The organism is Romboutsia sp. 1001713B170131_170501_G6, assembly GCF_015668195.1.
Taxonomy (GTDB): Bacteria; Bacillota; Clostridia; order Peptostreptococcales; family Peptostreptococcaceae; genus Romboutsia_C.
Genome location: NZ_JADPFC010000001.1, coordinates 433,067 through 450,653, shown reverse-complemented (window position 1 = coordinate 450,653; position 17,587 = coordinate 433,067). Strand labels below are relative to the sequence as shown.

General features: G+C 26.4%; 14 protein-coding genes and 1 riboswitch. Of the genes, 2 read left to right on the top strand and 12 right to left on the bottom strand.

Annotated features, from left to right (window positions below; translation table 11 throughout):
• Positions 1-455: 455 nt before the first annotated feature.
• A complete protein-coding gene (locus tag I4U89_RS02200; RefSeq protein ID WP_195938038.1) occupies positions 456-890 on the top strand; it encodes an XRE family transcriptional regulator in 435 nt (144 codons plus the stop codon).
• Between the two features lie 78 nt (positions 891-968).
• Here I4U89_RS02200 and tlp read toward each other — a convergent pair whose 3' ends face one another.
• Positions 969-1,196 carry a small acid-soluble spore protein Tlp gene (gene tlp, locus I4U89_RS02195; RefSeq protein ID WP_195938037.1) on the bottom strand — a complete coding sequence of 76 codons (228 nt, stop codon included), beginning with the start codon at positions 1,194-1,196 and terminating at the stop codon, positions 969-971.
• Between the two features lie 302 nt (positions 1,197-1,498).
• A riboswitch (glycine riboswitch) is annotated at positions 1,499-1,586 on the top strand.
• 225 nt (positions 1,587-1,811) lie between these two features.
• On the opposite strand from tlp, the gene I4U89_RS02190 reads away from it, so the two are divergent.
• Positions 1,812-3,182 (top strand): alanine/glycine:cation symporter family protein, encoded by a 1,371-nt coding sequence (locus I4U89_RS02190; protein ID WP_195938036.1) that lies wholly within the window; start codon positions 1,812-1,814, stop codon positions 3,180-3,182.
• An 88-nt stretch (positions 3,183-3,270) separates the two neighbouring features.
• On the opposite strand, the gene I4U89_RS02185 is transcribed toward I4U89_RS02190, so the two are convergent.
• The 11 genes from I4U89_RS02185 to I4U89_RS02135 form a co-directional block, all read right to left on the bottom strand.
• Complete coding sequence (locus I4U89_RS02185) at positions 3,271-4,254, bottom strand: lipoate--protein ligase (protein WP_195938035.1); 984 nt, start codon at positions 4,252-4,254, stop codon at positions 3,271-3,273.
• Between the two features lie 18 nt (positions 4,255-4,272).
• A complete protein-coding gene (lipA, locus tag I4U89_RS02180; RefSeq protein ID WP_195938034.1) occupies positions 4,273-5,130 on the bottom strand; it encodes a lipoyl synthase in 858 nt (285 codons plus the stop codon).
• Positions 5,131-5,309: 179 nt separating this feature from the next.
• Positions 5,310-7,295 (bottom strand): tetratricopeptide repeat-containing diguanylate cyclase, encoded by a 1,986-nt coding sequence (locus I4U89_RS02175; protein WP_195938033.1) that lies wholly within the window; start codon positions 7,293-7,295, stop codon positions 5,310-5,312.
• 121 nt (positions 7,296-7,416) lie between these two features.
• Entirely contained in the window at positions 7,417-8,193 is a 777-nt protein-coding gene (locus I4U89_RS02170; protein ID WP_195938032.1) for a sulfite exporter TauE/SafE family protein, read from the bottom strand.
• 221 nt (positions 8,194-8,414) lie between these two features.
• Complete coding sequence (locus I4U89_RS02165; protein WP_195938031.1) at positions 8,415-9,554, bottom strand: pyridoxal-phosphate-dependent aminotransferase family protein; 1,140 nt, start codon at positions 9,552-9,554, stop codon at positions 8,415-8,417.
• A gap of 171 nt (positions 9,555-9,725) precedes the next feature.
• On the bottom strand, positions 9,726-10,376 hold the full coding sequence (locus tag I4U89_RS02160; protein ID WP_195938030.1) for an ABC transporter ATP-binding protein: 651 nt from the start codon (positions 10,374-10,376) through the stop codon (positions 9,726-9,728).
• Positions 10,366-11,301 (bottom strand): oligopeptide/dipeptide ABC transporter ATP-binding protein, encoded by a 936-nt coding sequence (locus tag I4U89_RS02155; RefSeq protein WP_195938029.1) that lies wholly within the window; start codon positions 11,299-11,301, stop codon positions 10,366-10,368. Before I4U89_RS02155 ends, I4U89_RS02160 begins: the two co-directional genes overlap by 11 nt.
• Before the next feature lie 9 nt (positions 11,302-11,310).
• Complete coding sequence (locus tag I4U89_RS02150) at positions 11,311-12,162, bottom strand: ABC transporter permease (protein ID WP_195938028.1); 852 nt, start codon at positions 12,160-12,162, stop codon at positions 11,311-11,313.
• Positions 12,162-13,154: an ABC transporter permease gene (locus I4U89_RS02145; RefSeq protein WP_195938027.1), complete on the bottom strand. Its 993-nt coding sequence runs from the start codon at positions 13,152-13,154 to the stop codon at positions 12,162-12,164. Before I4U89_RS02145 ends, I4U89_RS02150 begins: the two co-directional genes overlap by 1 nt.
• 14 nt (positions 13,155-13,168) lie before the next feature.
• A complete protein-coding gene (locus I4U89_RS02140) occupies positions 13,169-14,800 on the bottom strand; it encodes an ABC transporter substrate-binding protein (protein ID WP_195938026.1) in 1,632 nt (543 codons plus the stop codon).
• A 258-nt stretch (positions 14,801-15,058) separates the two neighbouring features.
• Positions 15,059-17,440, bottom strand: a complete 2,382-nt coding sequence (locus tag I4U89_RS02135; protein WP_195938025.1) for a PAS domain-containing sensor histidine kinase — start codon at positions 17,438-17,440, stop codon at positions 15,059-15,061.
• Positions 17,441-17,587: the final 147 nt, after the last annotated feature.

Here is a 17,587-nt window from a genome sequence, read left to right as displayed (position 1 = left end):
GTTGATACTAAAAATACATTAATTTTATAAATTCTAAATGCAATCGTTCTCTAATAGGGTTTACTTTAGCATTAAATGAAATTCAATATAATGCTATTAAAGATAAAATATCATCTATTAAAAATAACTGTATTCACTGGGATTGTGATGCAAATAAAGACCCATTTAAAGAGTATACTGATGAAGCAGATATAATGTTTTTAGATACTAACTGTAAACTTTATAAATTCAAATCTGGATATTTTAAAACATACTTTACTCTCACTTCAAATTGTGTAAGGCTCGCAGATACTATAATTTGCTCTATAGGTTTAGATTTAATAGAAATAAATGGTATAATAACACCTGGTATTTATTATAATTATTTATATAATTTATTTAAAAGAAAAAATACTATAGTTGTAAAAAAACAACTTTATATGAAACAATCTTCTATATAAATTGGAGGTAATAGCTTGAATAATGAAACAATAGAGTTAATGAGTGTTTTAAAAAATATAAAAGATGAAAGTTGCTTAGATGAATATCTAGTAGATATCTATGATAAATATAAAGGCTTAGAATTTAAAACATTTTTTGAAGATATTTTAAAACATAAACAAATTACTAAAAGTGAGCTTATAAAAAATGCTTGTATAGATAGAACTTATGGATATCAAATTTTAAATGGAAGCAAAAAGCCTAGTCGCGATAAAGTTATAAAACTTTGTATAGGAGCAAATCTAGATATTAAAGAAACTAATAAAGCCTTAAGACTTGCCGATTGCGGTGAACTATATTCTAAAAATTTAAGAGATGCTGTGATTATATTTGGTGTAAACAAAGGAATTGGTATTCTAAAATTAGATGAACTCTTATACGATAGGAATTTGGCTTGCTTAGATGATTAAGATTTAAAAAGGTAATAAATTTATGTTGTTACATACTTATTACCTTTTTTTATATTTAAAATTAAATTGTATTTTTAATTATTTAAACTCATTTTTATTTACATTAGCTTCTTCTTTTATTTCACTACGCATATTATTAAGAGATTCTTCTCTTCTTTTATTTTTTTCCTCTAATTTTTTTCTTTCGTTAGGATTATCTACTTTTTCAATCATATCATTTGTTAATCTAATATTTTGGAGAGTATGATTTATATTACATTGTATTTTCTCAACATTGTCTCTTCTATCATCTGGATTTGGTTTCATTTTATATCTCCTTTTAATTAATTTTCATTAATTATATTGTTCAATAAATATATTTTTATTCTAGTTTGCTTAAGGCAAAAATATATATTATAGAAATTTTATTAAGGCTTTAAATATCTAGTTTATGTAGATAAAATCCTTAATTTTGATTTTTTAATTTGACATTTCTTACTTTTTTTTGTACTATTATAAAAAATGCAATAACAAATCAATACCCGATTGAAGCTTTATAGAAGAGTTGTCATTTAGGCACACCGAAGGAGTCGCACTCTCAGGTACTTTTATAAGTAGGACTGTAAAGCTTAGGGAACTCTGGAGAGACCTATATAGGCGCCGAAGGGGCAAGGCAATTTTGCTCAATCTCTCAGGCAAAAGGACAGGGATTATGTGCTATACTTACTTTTTGTATAGTTTTATAGTTGTAGTTTATCCAGAGCTAAGTCTTAAGACTTGGCTTTTTTTATTCAAGCAATTATTATTCTTATTATTTAGAAAATTAAAAATTTCTAAATATCTTATCTTCCTGTCAATTAATTCATTTTCCTTTATTGATTTATTAAGGCATAAAATTCACTTCGCTTAAAAAGTAAGCGAATATATAAGGAGTGTATTTTTATGAATTTAATTGATGTTTTATCTCAAATCAACTCATTTATATGGGGGCCACCTTTACTAATACTATTAGTTGGTACTGGTATATTATTTACTTTTAAACTTAGATTTTTACAAATAACTAAATTGCCTACTGCTTTAAAATTAATATTTAAATCAGAAAATAGTGGTAGTGGTGATATTTCAAGCTTTAGTGCTTTATGTACTGCTCTTGCTGCTACAGTTGGTACTGGAAATATAGTTGGTGTTGCTACTGCTATAAAAATAGGAGGTCCTGGTGCATTATTTTGGATGTGGGTTGCAGCATTTTTTGGAATGGCTACTAAATATGCTGAAGGAGTGCTTGCTATAAAGTATAGAACTAAAAATGAAAAAGGCGAAATTTCTGGTGGTCCTATGTACTATATAGTAAATGGTATGGGATCTAAGTATAAACCTCTTGCTATTTTCTTTGCTATAAGTGGTATTTTAGTTGCTCTTTTAGGTATAGGTACATTTACTCAAGTTAATTCTATAACTGATTCTATTAATGGAAGTTTTGGAATTAATCCTAAAATAACTGGAATTATATTAACATTAATTGTAGCCTTAGTTATATTTGGAGGTATTAAAAATATTTCAAAAGTAGCATCTACAGTAGTTCCATTTATGTCTTTTGTATATATACTAATGTGCTTTTTAATTATTTTAGGCTCATTTAATAAAATACCATCTACATTTATCTTAATACTAAAAAGTGCTTTTACGCCTATCTCTTCTGTAGGTGGATTTATGGGAGCTAGTGTTTCTATGGCTATTAGAAATGGTATTGCTCGTGGTGTATTTTCTAATGAATCTGGACTTGGTAGTGCTCCAATTGCAGCAGCTGCTGCTAAAACTAACCACCCAGCTGAACAAGGTCTTATATCTATGACTGGGACATTTATAGATAGTCTGATAATCTGTTATCTTACTGGATTTTCTCTTATATTGTCTGGTGTATGGAAAGGAGATTTAAATGGCGCTCTTATGACTCAAAGTGCATTTGAAAGTGTTCTTCCACATATTGGACCTTTATTTTTAACTATTAGTTTAAGTTTATTTGCTTTTACTACTATACTTGGTTGGTGTTATTATGGAGAAAGATGTTTTGAATTTTTATTTGGTATTAAGTTTATAAATGCTTACAGAGTTGTCTTTGTTTTAATGATACTTATTGGATCATTTTTAAAACTAGAAATGGTTTGGATAATTGCAGATATTGTTAATGCTCTTATGGCTATACCTAACCTTATAGCTCTAATTTATCTTACTCCTGTAGTTATAGCTGAAACTAATATCTATATGAATTATTTAAAATTAAAAAAAGAAGATTCTTATGCCATTAATATATAAATAAATTATATTAATAACTTATATTTTAAATATAAAACCTGTATCAATAAACAATGATACAGGTTTTATACTATTATTATATATGAGCTTATATTATACATTCTATAAGCTCATCTTTATTCACTCTATAGAAATACTTATTTATATCAATGTTTTCTAATATATTTAATATATCTTCTTTATTATATCTACATCCACATAGTAAATTTGATATATCCTCTATTTCGCCTTCTCCAAAAAAGTCTCCATTTATTTTACATTCTTTTATTATACCTTTATCTACATTAATCCTAAACTCTACTTTCCCACCATCTAATCTTTTTCCTTTAACAATCTCAAATTTAGGAGATTTTCCGTAGTTCCATTCCCAAGTTTCAAATTTTTCTTTAGCTATTTCTTCTACTCTTTTTATATCTTCTTTTGTTAAATTATAAACTCCACTAGATTCTTTAAGTAAGCTCTCTAGCATTATATATTTAAACTTTATACTATCCATATCTTCACTTAAATAATTTTTAAGATTTACAACTCTATCTTTAACTGATTTTATCCCTTTAGATATTATCTTATCCTCAGCTACAGTTATACTTCTTACCATCTCTTCTATATTAGTATCAAATAATATAGAACCGTGATGTAATTTGCATCCATTTTTAACACATTGTGCATTACCAGAAAATTTTTTACCATCTACTAATAAATCATTTCTGCTATTAAAGTATGCGTCTATTCCCTGTTTTTTTAGTGCATTAATAATTGGTGTGGTAAATGTTTTAAAGTCTATCCCATTTCCATTGTAGTTTTTAGTTATAAAGCTAAATTGCCATCCATTCATATCCGTATATATAGTTCCGCCACCTGTTATACGTCTAACTACATTTATATTATTATTTTTTACATACTCTTCATTAATTTCTTCTATCGTGTTTTGAAATTTACCTATCATAAGTGTTGGATTTGTTCTCCAAAACATAAATATAACATCATCTTTTAAATCTTTTTCATTTATAAGATAATACTCTAGTGCAAAATTAAAGTATGGATTAGTTGAATTATTTTCTACATATATCATGATTTTCTCCCCTTTTGTCTATTTAATAGCTTCTTGTGCATTATATGAACTTCTAACTAAAGGGCTACTTGCTATATACTTAAATCCTTTTTCTACTCCAACTACTCTATATTCTTCAAATTTTTCTGGTGTTATATACTCATAAACTTCTATATATTTATTTGATGGTCTTAAGTATTGACCTATTGTAAATATGTCACATCCAACTTTAAGTACATCATCCATAACATTAAATACTTCTTCATCGCTTTCACTAAGGCCAACCATTATACCAGTTTTAGTTAATATGTGAGGTGCTACTTCTTTTACATATTTTAAAACCTCTATACTTCTTTTATATATTGCTTCTGGACGCACTGTATCATATAATCTTTCTACAGTTTCTACATTATGATTTATAACATCAGGATTTGCTTTTATAACTATATCTAAATTTTCTTTAACGCCTTTTAAGTCTGGTATTAGCACTTCTACAGTAGTATCTGGATTTAAAATCTTTACAGCTTCTATAGTTTTTGCAAAATGACTAGCTCCACAATCCTCTAGATCATCTCTTGTTACACTTGTTATTACTGCATGAGATAATCCTAGTTCTTTTACTGCTTTTGCTACATTTTCTGGTTCATTTATATCAAGATTTTGAGGTTTACCATTAGTTACATTACAAAACCTACAATTTCTAGTACATTGACTTCCCATTATCATAAATGTAGCTGTTCTTTTTTTATAACATTCACCTAAATTAGGGCACTTTGCTTCTTTGCATACCGTATTTAATGATAACTGTTCCATCATAATTTCAATCTCTTTTATAGATTGACGTTCATAATTTACTCTTAGCCACTTTGGCTTTCTTCTTACTTTTGTTTTTTCCATACAATCCCCCTAATAAACGTTTGTCATATACCTTTCTTTATACAATATTAGATACTAACATATAAATTCCTTCATACTTATGCAAACTTTAAATAAAAGCCCTTAAAACGATGTTAACGTCTTAAGGGCTTTTATTTAAAATTTAATATAATTTTTATAATTGAAAATTCATTACTTTTTTAATTATATATACTATATCTGTCTCTTCCATTATTTTTAGACTCATACAATGCTTTATCTGCTTTATCTATTGCTAAATATATATCCTCTTTCATATTTTTCTGTTTAGTATATATACCTATACTTATAGTTACTATATCATTAACTAATGAATACTTATGTTCTATTGCTTTATTTTTTATGTCGTTTTGTATTTTTTCTACTATTTCTATAGCTTCATTACCACTAGTATCCTCTAGTATAATAACTATTTCTTCTCCTCCAAATCTTATTGCTATACCATCCTTTCTAATATTCATAAGAACTGAATTTGATACCTCTTTTATTACTTTATCTCCTTTTATATGTCCATAATTATCATTATATTTCTTAAAGTAGTCGATATCTATTAATACTATAGATATTTCCTTTTCTTCTAGCTTCTTTACATTTTTCTGTTCATAATCATCTAGGTATCTTCTATTATTAAGACCTGTCATGCTATCTTGATAGTGTAATTTTTTTAATGCTTTCACACGAACTATTCTTGCTACTAAAATAATAATTAATATCACTACTATGCAAGTCATAATTAATACTTTTATTTGTTCGTTTTTCTCTTTATCTTTTAGTACTTCATTTTCATATGCCTTTATTGAATATTTAATATAATCATTTTTTATAATTCCATCTAAATATTTTTTCTTTTCTTTTAGTATTTCATTGTATTTTCTATATGATTCTAAATCTCCTATTTTACTGTATATTTCAGCCATATCAGAATATATATCAATTTCTATATATCTAGCATCTTCATTTGGTAACTCTAGCATTTGCTTGTATATCTCTAAAGCTTCTTCATAATTTCCTTCTTCTTTTAATATACTTGCATATGATAATCCTAGGAAAATATCTTTATGAATAAAATACTCTACTTTATCTTCTTTTAATAACTCTGTACCTTTTTTTATATATTTCTTAGCTTCTTCATAATTTCCTTTATGTATATTTATATTTGCTATATTATAATTTAGAAGAATCTCTACATCATCTTGTTTATTTTTATCTAAATATTTTATATATTTTTTTGTCTTATTTACTACATCACTACATTTATCATAATCATTTATACTTAAGTATGCATGCATCTGATTTATATATGTATTTACCCTAGCTTCTGCATTGTTTATTTTATTAGGTATTTTTACATCTACTGCTCTATCATACCAAGTTATAGCTTCTTTATGCATACCTAATTCATATACTATATTACCTATAAAAGTATATGCTTTAGCTTCATACATACTAGCTTTATTTATATTTGGATTTTTCTTTGCTAAATATATAACATCTGAATAATTATATATAGCTTTACCATATTTTCTATCTATAGTATATATTATAGCTAAATCTCCTCTCAATGCCATTTTAGTCTCTATATCTAAATTACGAGTTTCTTCTATATACGATTCTAATAATTTTATTGATTCATATTTAGTTTTTGTATTATAACTTAATGGAAATATCACTTCCCAAACTACATTACTATTATTTTTATATAACTTATCTTTCTTTATATATGTAATTGCATTCTTAGCATTTTCTATTAAATTTTCACTTTTACCTTCTTCTAAAAGACAATTATTTAAAAGTATATAATTATATACTTTTACAAATATGTACTTAGAATTTTTTATGCCTTTTTTAGCTAACTCAAAATTTTTTATTGCACCTTTATAATCCTTTATACTATAGTCTATATAACCTTGTATAAAATAATACTCACTATCTTTTGCTTCACCCTTTAAATTATCCCTAACTTTATTTATATAAGTTTTTTCTAACTCCTTTTTATTATATGTACTTTCTATATTCTCTATTATAATATCTTTACTCAGATTACTATCATTTAGTTTTTTAGCATATACATTATTATTTTTTATTGATCCGCAAATTATAAATAAAGTAGTAAAAAGTAAAAAGATATTTTTTATATTTTTTATCATTATATTTTTTCCCCTCATTTTCTTACTTAGATATTCCTTAATATTAATAATTATTTGGTTATTTCATATGTATTTATTTTTAATTATCAATTGTAATAAAATAAATATACGTAATATTTAACTATTTTTTTATTAAATTATACAAATTAAAACACATAATAAGTAACATAGTATATGTAAAAAGATTTTTTATATTGTTTTTGTTCATCCTTTCTGATAAATAACTTCCTATAAATCCTCCCATAATACCGCCTACAACCATAAAAGGAAGTACCTCTAGGTTATATCCACTAAATCCTTCTGATAAGAATACAGATAAAAGTTTAGATCCTTGTGAGAAAAATATTATAAATATAGAATGTATAGAGCTTTCTTTAGTTCCCATACCTAGTATATATATTAATACAATTACATTTAGTGGACCCCCACCAATTCCTAAAAATGAAGAAATTATCCCTAATACAGTTCCTACTAATGCACAAAACCATATACTATTTACTCTAAAGCCTTTTATTTTATCTTCTCTAATATATAAAACTAAAACTAAGCCCATAAGTATAAATAATATAGTTGATTGTATTTTTTGACTCATTAAATTATTGTTTAAAACCTCTAAAAATAAGGTAAATAAACTCTTACCTAATGTTCCACCTATTATAGAGCCTATAGCTAAAGGTATTGTCCTCTTTCCATCTAACTTAACCTTACTTTTTATGCTCTTTGATAATGCCACAATTGACATAGAAAATACAGTAAAACTAGATAATATACCAATAGTACTTATATCATAATTACCTAATGTGTCAAGTACTGGCTTTATTATAACTCCCCCACCAATTCCTGATATAGTGCCAATTGTTGTTGCTATTATACCTACTAAAAAATATATTATATTCATTAATTCACCACCTAAGTTCAATATATATTTAATTTCCAATTTATTAGTTATATATTATCATAATATTTTTATATTTTATTATAAATTTTCTTTCTACTATTTAATTTAACTTTCTTATACGCTTAAAAGCACTAGCTTATTTTAAATTAAGCTAGTGCTTTATATATTATTCCTTTTATATGTTCTTTTTCATTTTCAAATACTTTAACTATATTAACTAACTAAAAATAATATTTATTAAATAACTCAACTAATTTACCATTTCCTTTAAATCCTAAATCACTTAACCCATTTTCAATTACATTTAATACATATATAATATATTCTAATTTAGCATTTTCCCCCATATGACCTATCCTTAAGATTTTATCTTCATATTCTCCCAGTGATGTAGCTAATAATACATTATATTTATTTAAAATATGATCTTTTAAATTTAGAGCACCTATATTCTTAGGTATTTTTACACTTGTTACAGTATTTGAATATCCCTCTTTTAAATATAGTTCTAATCCATACTCTTTAATAGCATTTCTAGTAGCAATAGCTATCTTCTTATGTCTATTTAATACATTTTCTATTTTCTCATCTAGTACATTATCAATAGCTCTATCTAAAGCTAATATATCATTTATTGGCATTGTATATGGGAAACATTTTTTTTCATAATAATTTTCCCATATACCTAAATTGCAATAAAAACCAGTTACAGGTTCTTTTCTTTGTTTTATAGTATTTACTGCATCTTCACTCAAAGTTACTACAGTAAGCCCTGCTGGTGATGATATAGCTTTTTGAGAACCTCCTAAGACAATGTCTATTTTCCAATCATCTACTCTTATCTCTTCACCTACCATACCTGAAACAGAATCTACAACTGTCAATATGTTATATTCTTTTAATAATGGACATATTTGACTTAAATCGTTTAATACTCCTGTTGGAGTATCGCAATGAACAATAGTAGCATACTTAAAATTACTATCTTTTTCTAAAAATGCTTTTAGATATTTTATGTCTATTGGCTCATCATATGCTTGTGAAAAATATACAACTTCTCCTTTGTACATTTTTACAAAATCATCAAATCCTCTCCCAAATATACCATTGTCAATTACAAGTACTCTATCACCTTCTTCTGTTAATGATGCACATGCTGCCTCAAGCCCTAATATCCCTTCTCCACCTAATATGTACACTGGGTTTTTAGTATTAATTATGCTTCCTATTTTTTTACATGTGTTTTTATAAAAATCATAGAATTCATAGTCTAAATCTGGATTAGTTGCATATTTTGCCATAGCTAATCTTACATTTTCCCTTACTATTGTTGGTCCTGGTGTGTAAACAAATTTATTCATATAATTATCTCACCCTTCTTTATTTTCTAACATAATTATATAATATTTTTATTTTAACCGATACAATTTAACAATATTTCCAAATTGTATGAATACACTTTTTTAGCAATATAAACAATTATTTAAAATAATAAATTTATATAAAACAAAAAAGTAGGTCATAAAACCTACTTAACTAATACTTATATTGTATTCACTTATATAACTATCTTCTAATTCATCTTTAAATTTACCTAAGTCAACAATTCTATCACAAAGCCTATCTATTAAAGCTTTTTCATGACTTATAATTATCATGCCTATATTATTTTCTTTTACAAACTCTAATACTACATTCCATATTTGAGCTTGTGTTATTGCATCGAGCATAGTAGTCATTTCATCTGCTATTAAAAACTTAGTATCTTTTGATAATGCCCTTAATACGCAAAATCTTTGTAGCTCCCCTCCTGATAATTCGCTTGGCCATCTATTTAACCATTCTTTTTTTATTCCCATTTTATAAAGTAGATCTTTAGATGGCTTAAATGCTTCTTCTAGTATTTTTCTCATCTTCCATTTAGGATTTACTGCTTTTTCTGGATGTTGAAAGATTAGTTGCACAGGATTATATCCCTTCTTTTTATTATATCCATCTATTAAAACTTTTCCCTCTTGTGCTTTTTCATATCCACAAAGTATTTTAGCCAAAGTAGTTTTACCATATCCACTAGGTGCTATAAGTCCTACTACTTCTCCACTTTTTATACTAAAACTAACATTTTTTAGTATGTATTTATCTTTACTATATTTAAATCCTATATTTTCTGCTTTAAGTTGCATTTAAACATCTCACCATCCCATCTCTTATATAGGTCATCTCTGGCCTTTTGTTTTTACATTCACTTTTTGGAATATCACATCTATCATAAAATAAGCATCCTTTAGGTAATTCTGATGGTAGAGGTTGTGTTCCTTTTATTGATTTAAATCCATTTTGAGGAAGTGCATTATACAATGCTTTTGTATAAGGATGTCTTAAGTTTTTTCCACCATTTTTAAAATCTTTAACACTTGCTACTTCTAATGTCGTTCCTGCATAAAATACGCTTACCCTATCTGCTATTTTAAGTGCTGCCTCTATGTCATGTGTTATAATAAGTACTGCACACCCACTATCTGCTAAATCTCTAAAGTCTTTTAGTACTTCCATTAAAGATTTTTCATCTAATCCTGGTGTTGGCTCATCAGCTATTATTATCTTAGAACTTGATGTTAATGCTGTTGATAATAATACTTTTCTACTCATTCCTCCTGAAATTTCAAATGGGTACAAATTATCAACATTTTCATCTAATCTATACTTTTTAAATATACTTCTTTGTATAGATTTTTTATTATTCTTATCCTTTATTGATATTTGAACTTGACTTGATACTTTCATCAGTGGATCTAAAAAATTTACTGATTGTGGTATAAAAGCTATTTCCTTACCTCTTAAATCTTCTTTTTCCTTTTGAGTTATTTCTTTTCCTTTGTATATTATTTTACCTTCTAATTTAGAGTTGTGAGGAAGTATACCAAGCATTGCATGTGCTAATAAGCTTTTTCCTGAACCACTAGAACCCACTATTGCTAGTATCTCTCCCTCATATAAATCTATATCTAAATCTGTTATTACTTTTAATTCTTTTTTTCTTAATCCTTTTGTATATTGTGAAAATGATATTCCTAAGTTCTTAACGCAAAGTATTGGCTCCTTTTTCATAATCCCCTCCTATTTATATGCACTTTTAGGATTTATTAGCTTACTTATATTTTTACCTATGTTATCTACCATAATAGATACTAAAACTAAACTAGCACCAGGAAAAAACGCAAGCCACCAATGTCCACTACTTAAATATTTCATAGCCTCTGATAATATTATCCCTATGGCTGGTTCATGTGGTGGTAGACCAAATCCTAAAAATGTTATAGATGCTTCATGAAGTACTGCATGAGGAAGCACTAATACTATTCCTATAAGTAATTGAGGTATAACGTGTGGTAATATATGATTTATTGCTATATATAAATTTGACTTACCAAAATTTCTTGAAATTCTTGAATACTCAGAGTTCCTTATTTGAATAACTTCTGCTCTTATTATTCTAGTTAAAGATGGCCAATGAGTAAGTGCAACTCCAAGTACTATACCTTTTAATCCTCCCCCAACTGATAAAGATATTAGTATCACTATTAATGTATGAGGTATAGATAAAAACAAATCTATTATCCAAGTTATTATAGAATCTAATGTTTTTGAAAAAGTTGCTCCTAATATTCCAAGGATTAAAGCTATAAAACCACTTATTATAGATGCAAGCATACCTATTGTTAAACTTATACTAAGTCCTTTTATAGTTCTATAAAACATATCTCTTCCCATCCAGTCTGTTCCAAATAGATGATTTATGCTTGGGTTTAAATTTTTATTTACTAAGTTTATAGCTATTTTATCTTCACCTATAATCCTTCCAAAAATCATTACACTTAGTAAAAATATAGTAAATAAAGATATAGATAAAATAGTTTTTTCTCTTATGCCTATATTAAGTTTTGTACTGTAAGATTTTATATCATTCATTATACATTCTGTCCTCCTCTTATTCTCGGATCTACAAATCTATATAATAAATCAGCTATTGTATTTCCCACAAATACAAATATTAAACTTATTATTACTATTCCCATTAAAAGTGGTAAATCCCCCTTAAGACCTGCATCTACTGTTGCCTGGCCTAATCCTGGGTATGAAAATACTTGTTCTGCAAATACAGTACCTGCAAATAATTCACTAAATGATAAAAATTGTAGCGTTATAGCTGGAAGTGATACGTTTCTTATAACATGATTAAATACTATTTCTTTTTTATTTTCCCCTCTAGCTTTTGCAAATAGTACATAGTCACTATTCATAACTTCTACAACTTTTTCTCTAGTATGTAAACATATATTAGAAACTCCTATAACGCTAAGAGTTAGTGCTGGCAACACTAAATGTTTTATTAAACTAGATATTGTAACTTCATGTGATAATACTCCTATAGGAACTCCTAAAGCTACTGGAAACATTTTAAGTTTTACTGAAAATATCATTATAAATAATATTCCTAACCAAAATGTTGGAGTTGATATTAATAAGTAACAATACCCTCTAATAAATTTATCTATTTTTTTTCCTTCATTTATTCCTGATATTATTCCCATAATAAACCCAAGTACTCCAGATATTACCCATGCTATTATCATTAATATTATAGATGCTAAAAATCTCTCTCCTATAACTTCTGATACTGGTCTTCTATATATCATAGAAGTCCCTAAATCTCCTTTTGCTATTTGGCTAAACCAAGATGTAAATTTTTCTATTGGGGGCTTATCTAAGCCCCAATATTTTTCTATATTTTCTCTTTGTTCATAACTAACAGTTAAGTCAGCTCCAACATATGCTTTAACTGGATCTATTGGAGAATTTTCCATCAATAAAAATGTTATAGCACATATTGCTACTAAAAGAGTTATAAGTTTACCAAGTTTTTTTAGTATATATTTATGTATTAAATCTTTATTTTTCATATTTTTCCCCTATACTATTTCCAATCCCATTCATCAATATTATCTAAAATTCTACCTCCATGTGGCTGAACTACAGGTGTTCCTATATCTAAATTTTCATCTGCTATAAATAAGTGATTTGCGTTTACTAGCCATGTATATGTACAATCCCCAAGTGTTGAAAATCCTGTTTTTCCATCCCATTGTGCTTTTTTCCAATACTCTATAGCTGCGTTTTCATCCTTACTAGCTAATGCTTTATCTATGTATTCATCTACGTTTTTATTTTTGTAATATCCTGCGTTATTCCAAGATACACCTTTTCCTATTATATTTGAGCTATATAAATTATATAATTCTGATGGATCTCCTGAACCCCATCCAAATAATACTGGCTCTGAATGTATTTCACTTTCTATATCATCCCAAGTCCTTGCTTCTAATTTTACTTTTATACCTAATTGTTTTGCCACTTCTACATAAGAAAGTCCTAGTTCCTGTCTATATTTTCCATCTGTATAAAGTAATTTAAACTCTGCTTCAACTCCATTTTTATCAATAGTTCCATTGTTGTTAGTATCTTTCCATCCACCATCTTCTAAAATCTTTTTTGCTTTTTCTATATCTTGTTTTTCATCTATTACTGTTTCTTTATTTAACCAAGGCATTTTTTCAAGTCCTGTAGTAGATACAGTTCCATGTCCATTTAAAACTCCTTCTACTAACATATTTCTATCTACTGCATAAGTTAAAGCTTCTCTTATGGCTTTGTCACTAGTAACATCGTTACCAACTTTATTTCCATTTTCATCTTTTTGACCACCCTTTTGCATTGGGTACTCTATACCATAAGTCTCTATACTATCTAATTCAATTATTTTTTTACCTTCAATATCAGCACTTGCTAAACTTCCTGGTATTGATGCAATATCTACTTGTCCTGCTTTAACTGCTGAATAGGCTGCATCATCATCTAAAAATACCATTGTCAATTTCTTCATTTTTGGTTTTTCATCATAATAATTTTCGTTAGCTTCTACTATAACTTGCTGACCTTTATCCCATTGTATAAATTCATAAGGTCCAGATCCTATAGGATTGTCTTTAAAATTTTCATTATGTGCATGTTTTGGCACTATTCCTATATAAGCCATTTTTTCTATAAATGTGGACTGTGGTTTATTTAAAGTAAATGCTACAGTATAATCATCAATAGCTTTAACACTATCTAACATTGTTAAGTCGATACTTGATCCACTTCCTTTAGCTTTTTCATATGTATATACAACATCTTCACTTGTAAGCTTTTCTCCATCTGTAAACAATACATCTTCTCTTAATTTAACTATCCAAGTTAATAAGTCTTCGCTTACTTCGTATGAAGATGCTAAATCATTTTCCATACCAAGATTTTTATCTCTTTTAAATAATGTGCTAAATAATACTCTTGTCATAGAACCATGGCCACCTACTGTAGCATCAAACCCTTCTTCTGGTTCAGATGCCACTGCTACTACTAACTCATTACTTGACTTTCTACTATTTTCACTAACTACCTTTGTTCCTGTCCCTTTAGATTCTTCTGTTTTTGTGTTAGAACATCCCCCTAATATACTAGCTGTTAGTGCTAAACTTATCATTATAGATATTGATTTTTTTACTTTCATTCTTCTCTCCCCCATAATAAATTGTTTACTCCCTAAAATTTCAACCCAAATTGTTTTTAATAAATCAAAAAAAAGGTTTTCACTTTAGATAGTGAAAACCTTCATGGTTTAAAATTAATTATTCATTAATTTATTTTACATATTTTTTTATATTTTTTTATCTTTCAAGTTAATTGTAGTAAGCTTTATTTTCAAAGTCAAGAATTTTTTTCAAAATTTTCTATATTTTTACTTTTTTTAAAATATACATTTTGATTTTTAAATATTATATATATCTGAAAACTCTATATTGCACTTTTCTATTTGTGAACCTCTTAAATTCTTATCTAATATAGTTACTTCTTCATCTTCAATTAAAGATATCGGTATTTCAAATATAAATTCACTTCCTATATTTACTTCGCTTTCTACCCTTATAGAACCTCCATGCATTTCTACTAAAGATTTAACTAAGGATAAACCAATTCCACTACCTTCTCTTCTTTTTATTAGTGCATCATTTACTTGTCCAAATCTATCAAATATAATTCCTATTTTATCCTTAGGTATTCCAGTTCCATTATCTTTTACAGATACTATTACTTTTTTATTATCTGATTTTAAACTTACTATTATTTCTCCATATTCTCCTGTATATTTTATTGCATTTGATAATAAGTTTAACATGACTCTCTCTATTTTATCAGGGTCACATGCTAATATTTCACACTCTGTATCAGTATCAAATATTAAGTTTATATTTTTACACTCCACATAATTTACAACTGATAGAGTTATATCCTCTATTATACTAACTATATTATTATTAGAAAGTTGTAATTCATAATATCCTGTTTCTATTTTACTTATGTCTATAAGATTATTTACAAGCCTTAAAAGTCTATAAGAATTTTGCTTTATAGTATTTATATGATTAATAAGTTTTTCAGTAGTTATACTATTTTTATCTATACTTTGATTTAATAATTGCATGCTCCCAAGTATTATATTAAGTGGAGTCTTAAATTCATGTGATATATTAGAGAAAAATTCATTTTTCAAACTTTCTATTTCAATAACTTTTTCTAATTTTTTAGTTTGTTCTTCTGCATACATTTCCTTTGTTATATCTCTTCCTGTAACTAAAAAATGCTTTTTTTCTTCTACATACTTGCTACCTATATATAACCATGTATATTTGCCACTTTTATTCAAATATCTATACTTAACATTTTTTCTAAATTTAGAACCTTCTTTAAAATCTTTAACTTGTAATACCTTTTTCCTATCTTCAGGATGTAGTAAATTTTTTAAATTAATATTCATTAATTCTTCTTCCGTCCACCCTAGTACTTCACTCCATTTTGAGTTTGCTTTTTTAAAATATCCATCTTCACCTATAACCCCTACTAAATCAACTGCTGTTTCTAAAAACAACGCTAATTCTCTTTCTGTATTGCTTCTTTTGTTATTTTCTATTTTTATTTCATCAGTAAGTTTTAAGTTTTTGATTAATATAGCCATTTGACTACATATAGCCTTTATAAAATTACTTTGGTCATATTCTGGAGGCTGATTATCATCATTATAAGGTATAGTTAATATACCTATATTATCATCTCTTAATTTTATTTTATAAATTCCTAGATATTTTACTCCATCACTTTTCATTTCTTCATAGATATCCATATAACTTACTTCACTTATCCCTTTTAGCCCATCTGAAATCTCATTTAAAAGCTCCCATCTCATTTTATCTGTATCTAGCTTTATTATACCTTCATGCAGTGAGCTAGCAAAATATCCTCTTCTTATATATAATTTTAATTCTTTTTTATCTTTATCATATAACCATATAGATATTCCGTCACTACTTAAGGATTTTAAGAGTTCATCACAAACATTTTCTAATAATCCTTTTATATCTCTATTAGATCTATTTAAAATATTATGTAAAGTTGATATTTGATTATGATTATTAAATACCTGTTCTTCTATCTTTTTTCTCAAGCTTATATCTCTTGTAGCTCCTACAGTATAAACTACATCTTCATTTTTACCAAGTATAGGTGCCTTATATGTTTCAAATTCTCTGTCCATCCCATTTACTCTTATAATTTCTTCTAATAGCCTTGGTTTTTTTGTATTTATTATTTCTTCATCTACCTCTTTATATAAATAAGCATACTCATCTTTAAAATTATCTATATCATAATTTCCTACCATCTTTTCTTTTTCTTTATTGGCAAGGCCTGCTAAATAGCTATTTGAATATAAATATTTACCATCTATATCCTTAATCCATAATCCTATTGGTATATTATCTAATAGATTCTCTAAGTCTTCTATTGTATATGATTTGCTTACTTCTTTACATAATATAAAAATTGATTCTTTTTCTTCAAAAAAATCTATTATTATATCGCAGTTGAATCTAACAATCTCTTTTGTTTTTTTATAAAACAATAAATCTATATTATTTTCTTTTTTTATATAATCAATATCCTCTCTATTATATAAAATATTATTTATATTATTTTTTATAATATCATCTTGTTTATATCCCAATTTTTTTAAAAATACTTCATTACAAAATAATATGTCTCCCTTATTATTTATAATTATTATATCCCCATTTAATTTATTAAATATCCTTTTCATCGGTATATTTCCCCCTGTTATATCTTTCCCTATTATAATTATATATAACTTATACCTAAATTTAAACAAAATTTTAACACATATATCTAAAGGATTTTTATAAAAAAATAGCTATTTTTATATATAAAAATAGCTATTTTCTTATTT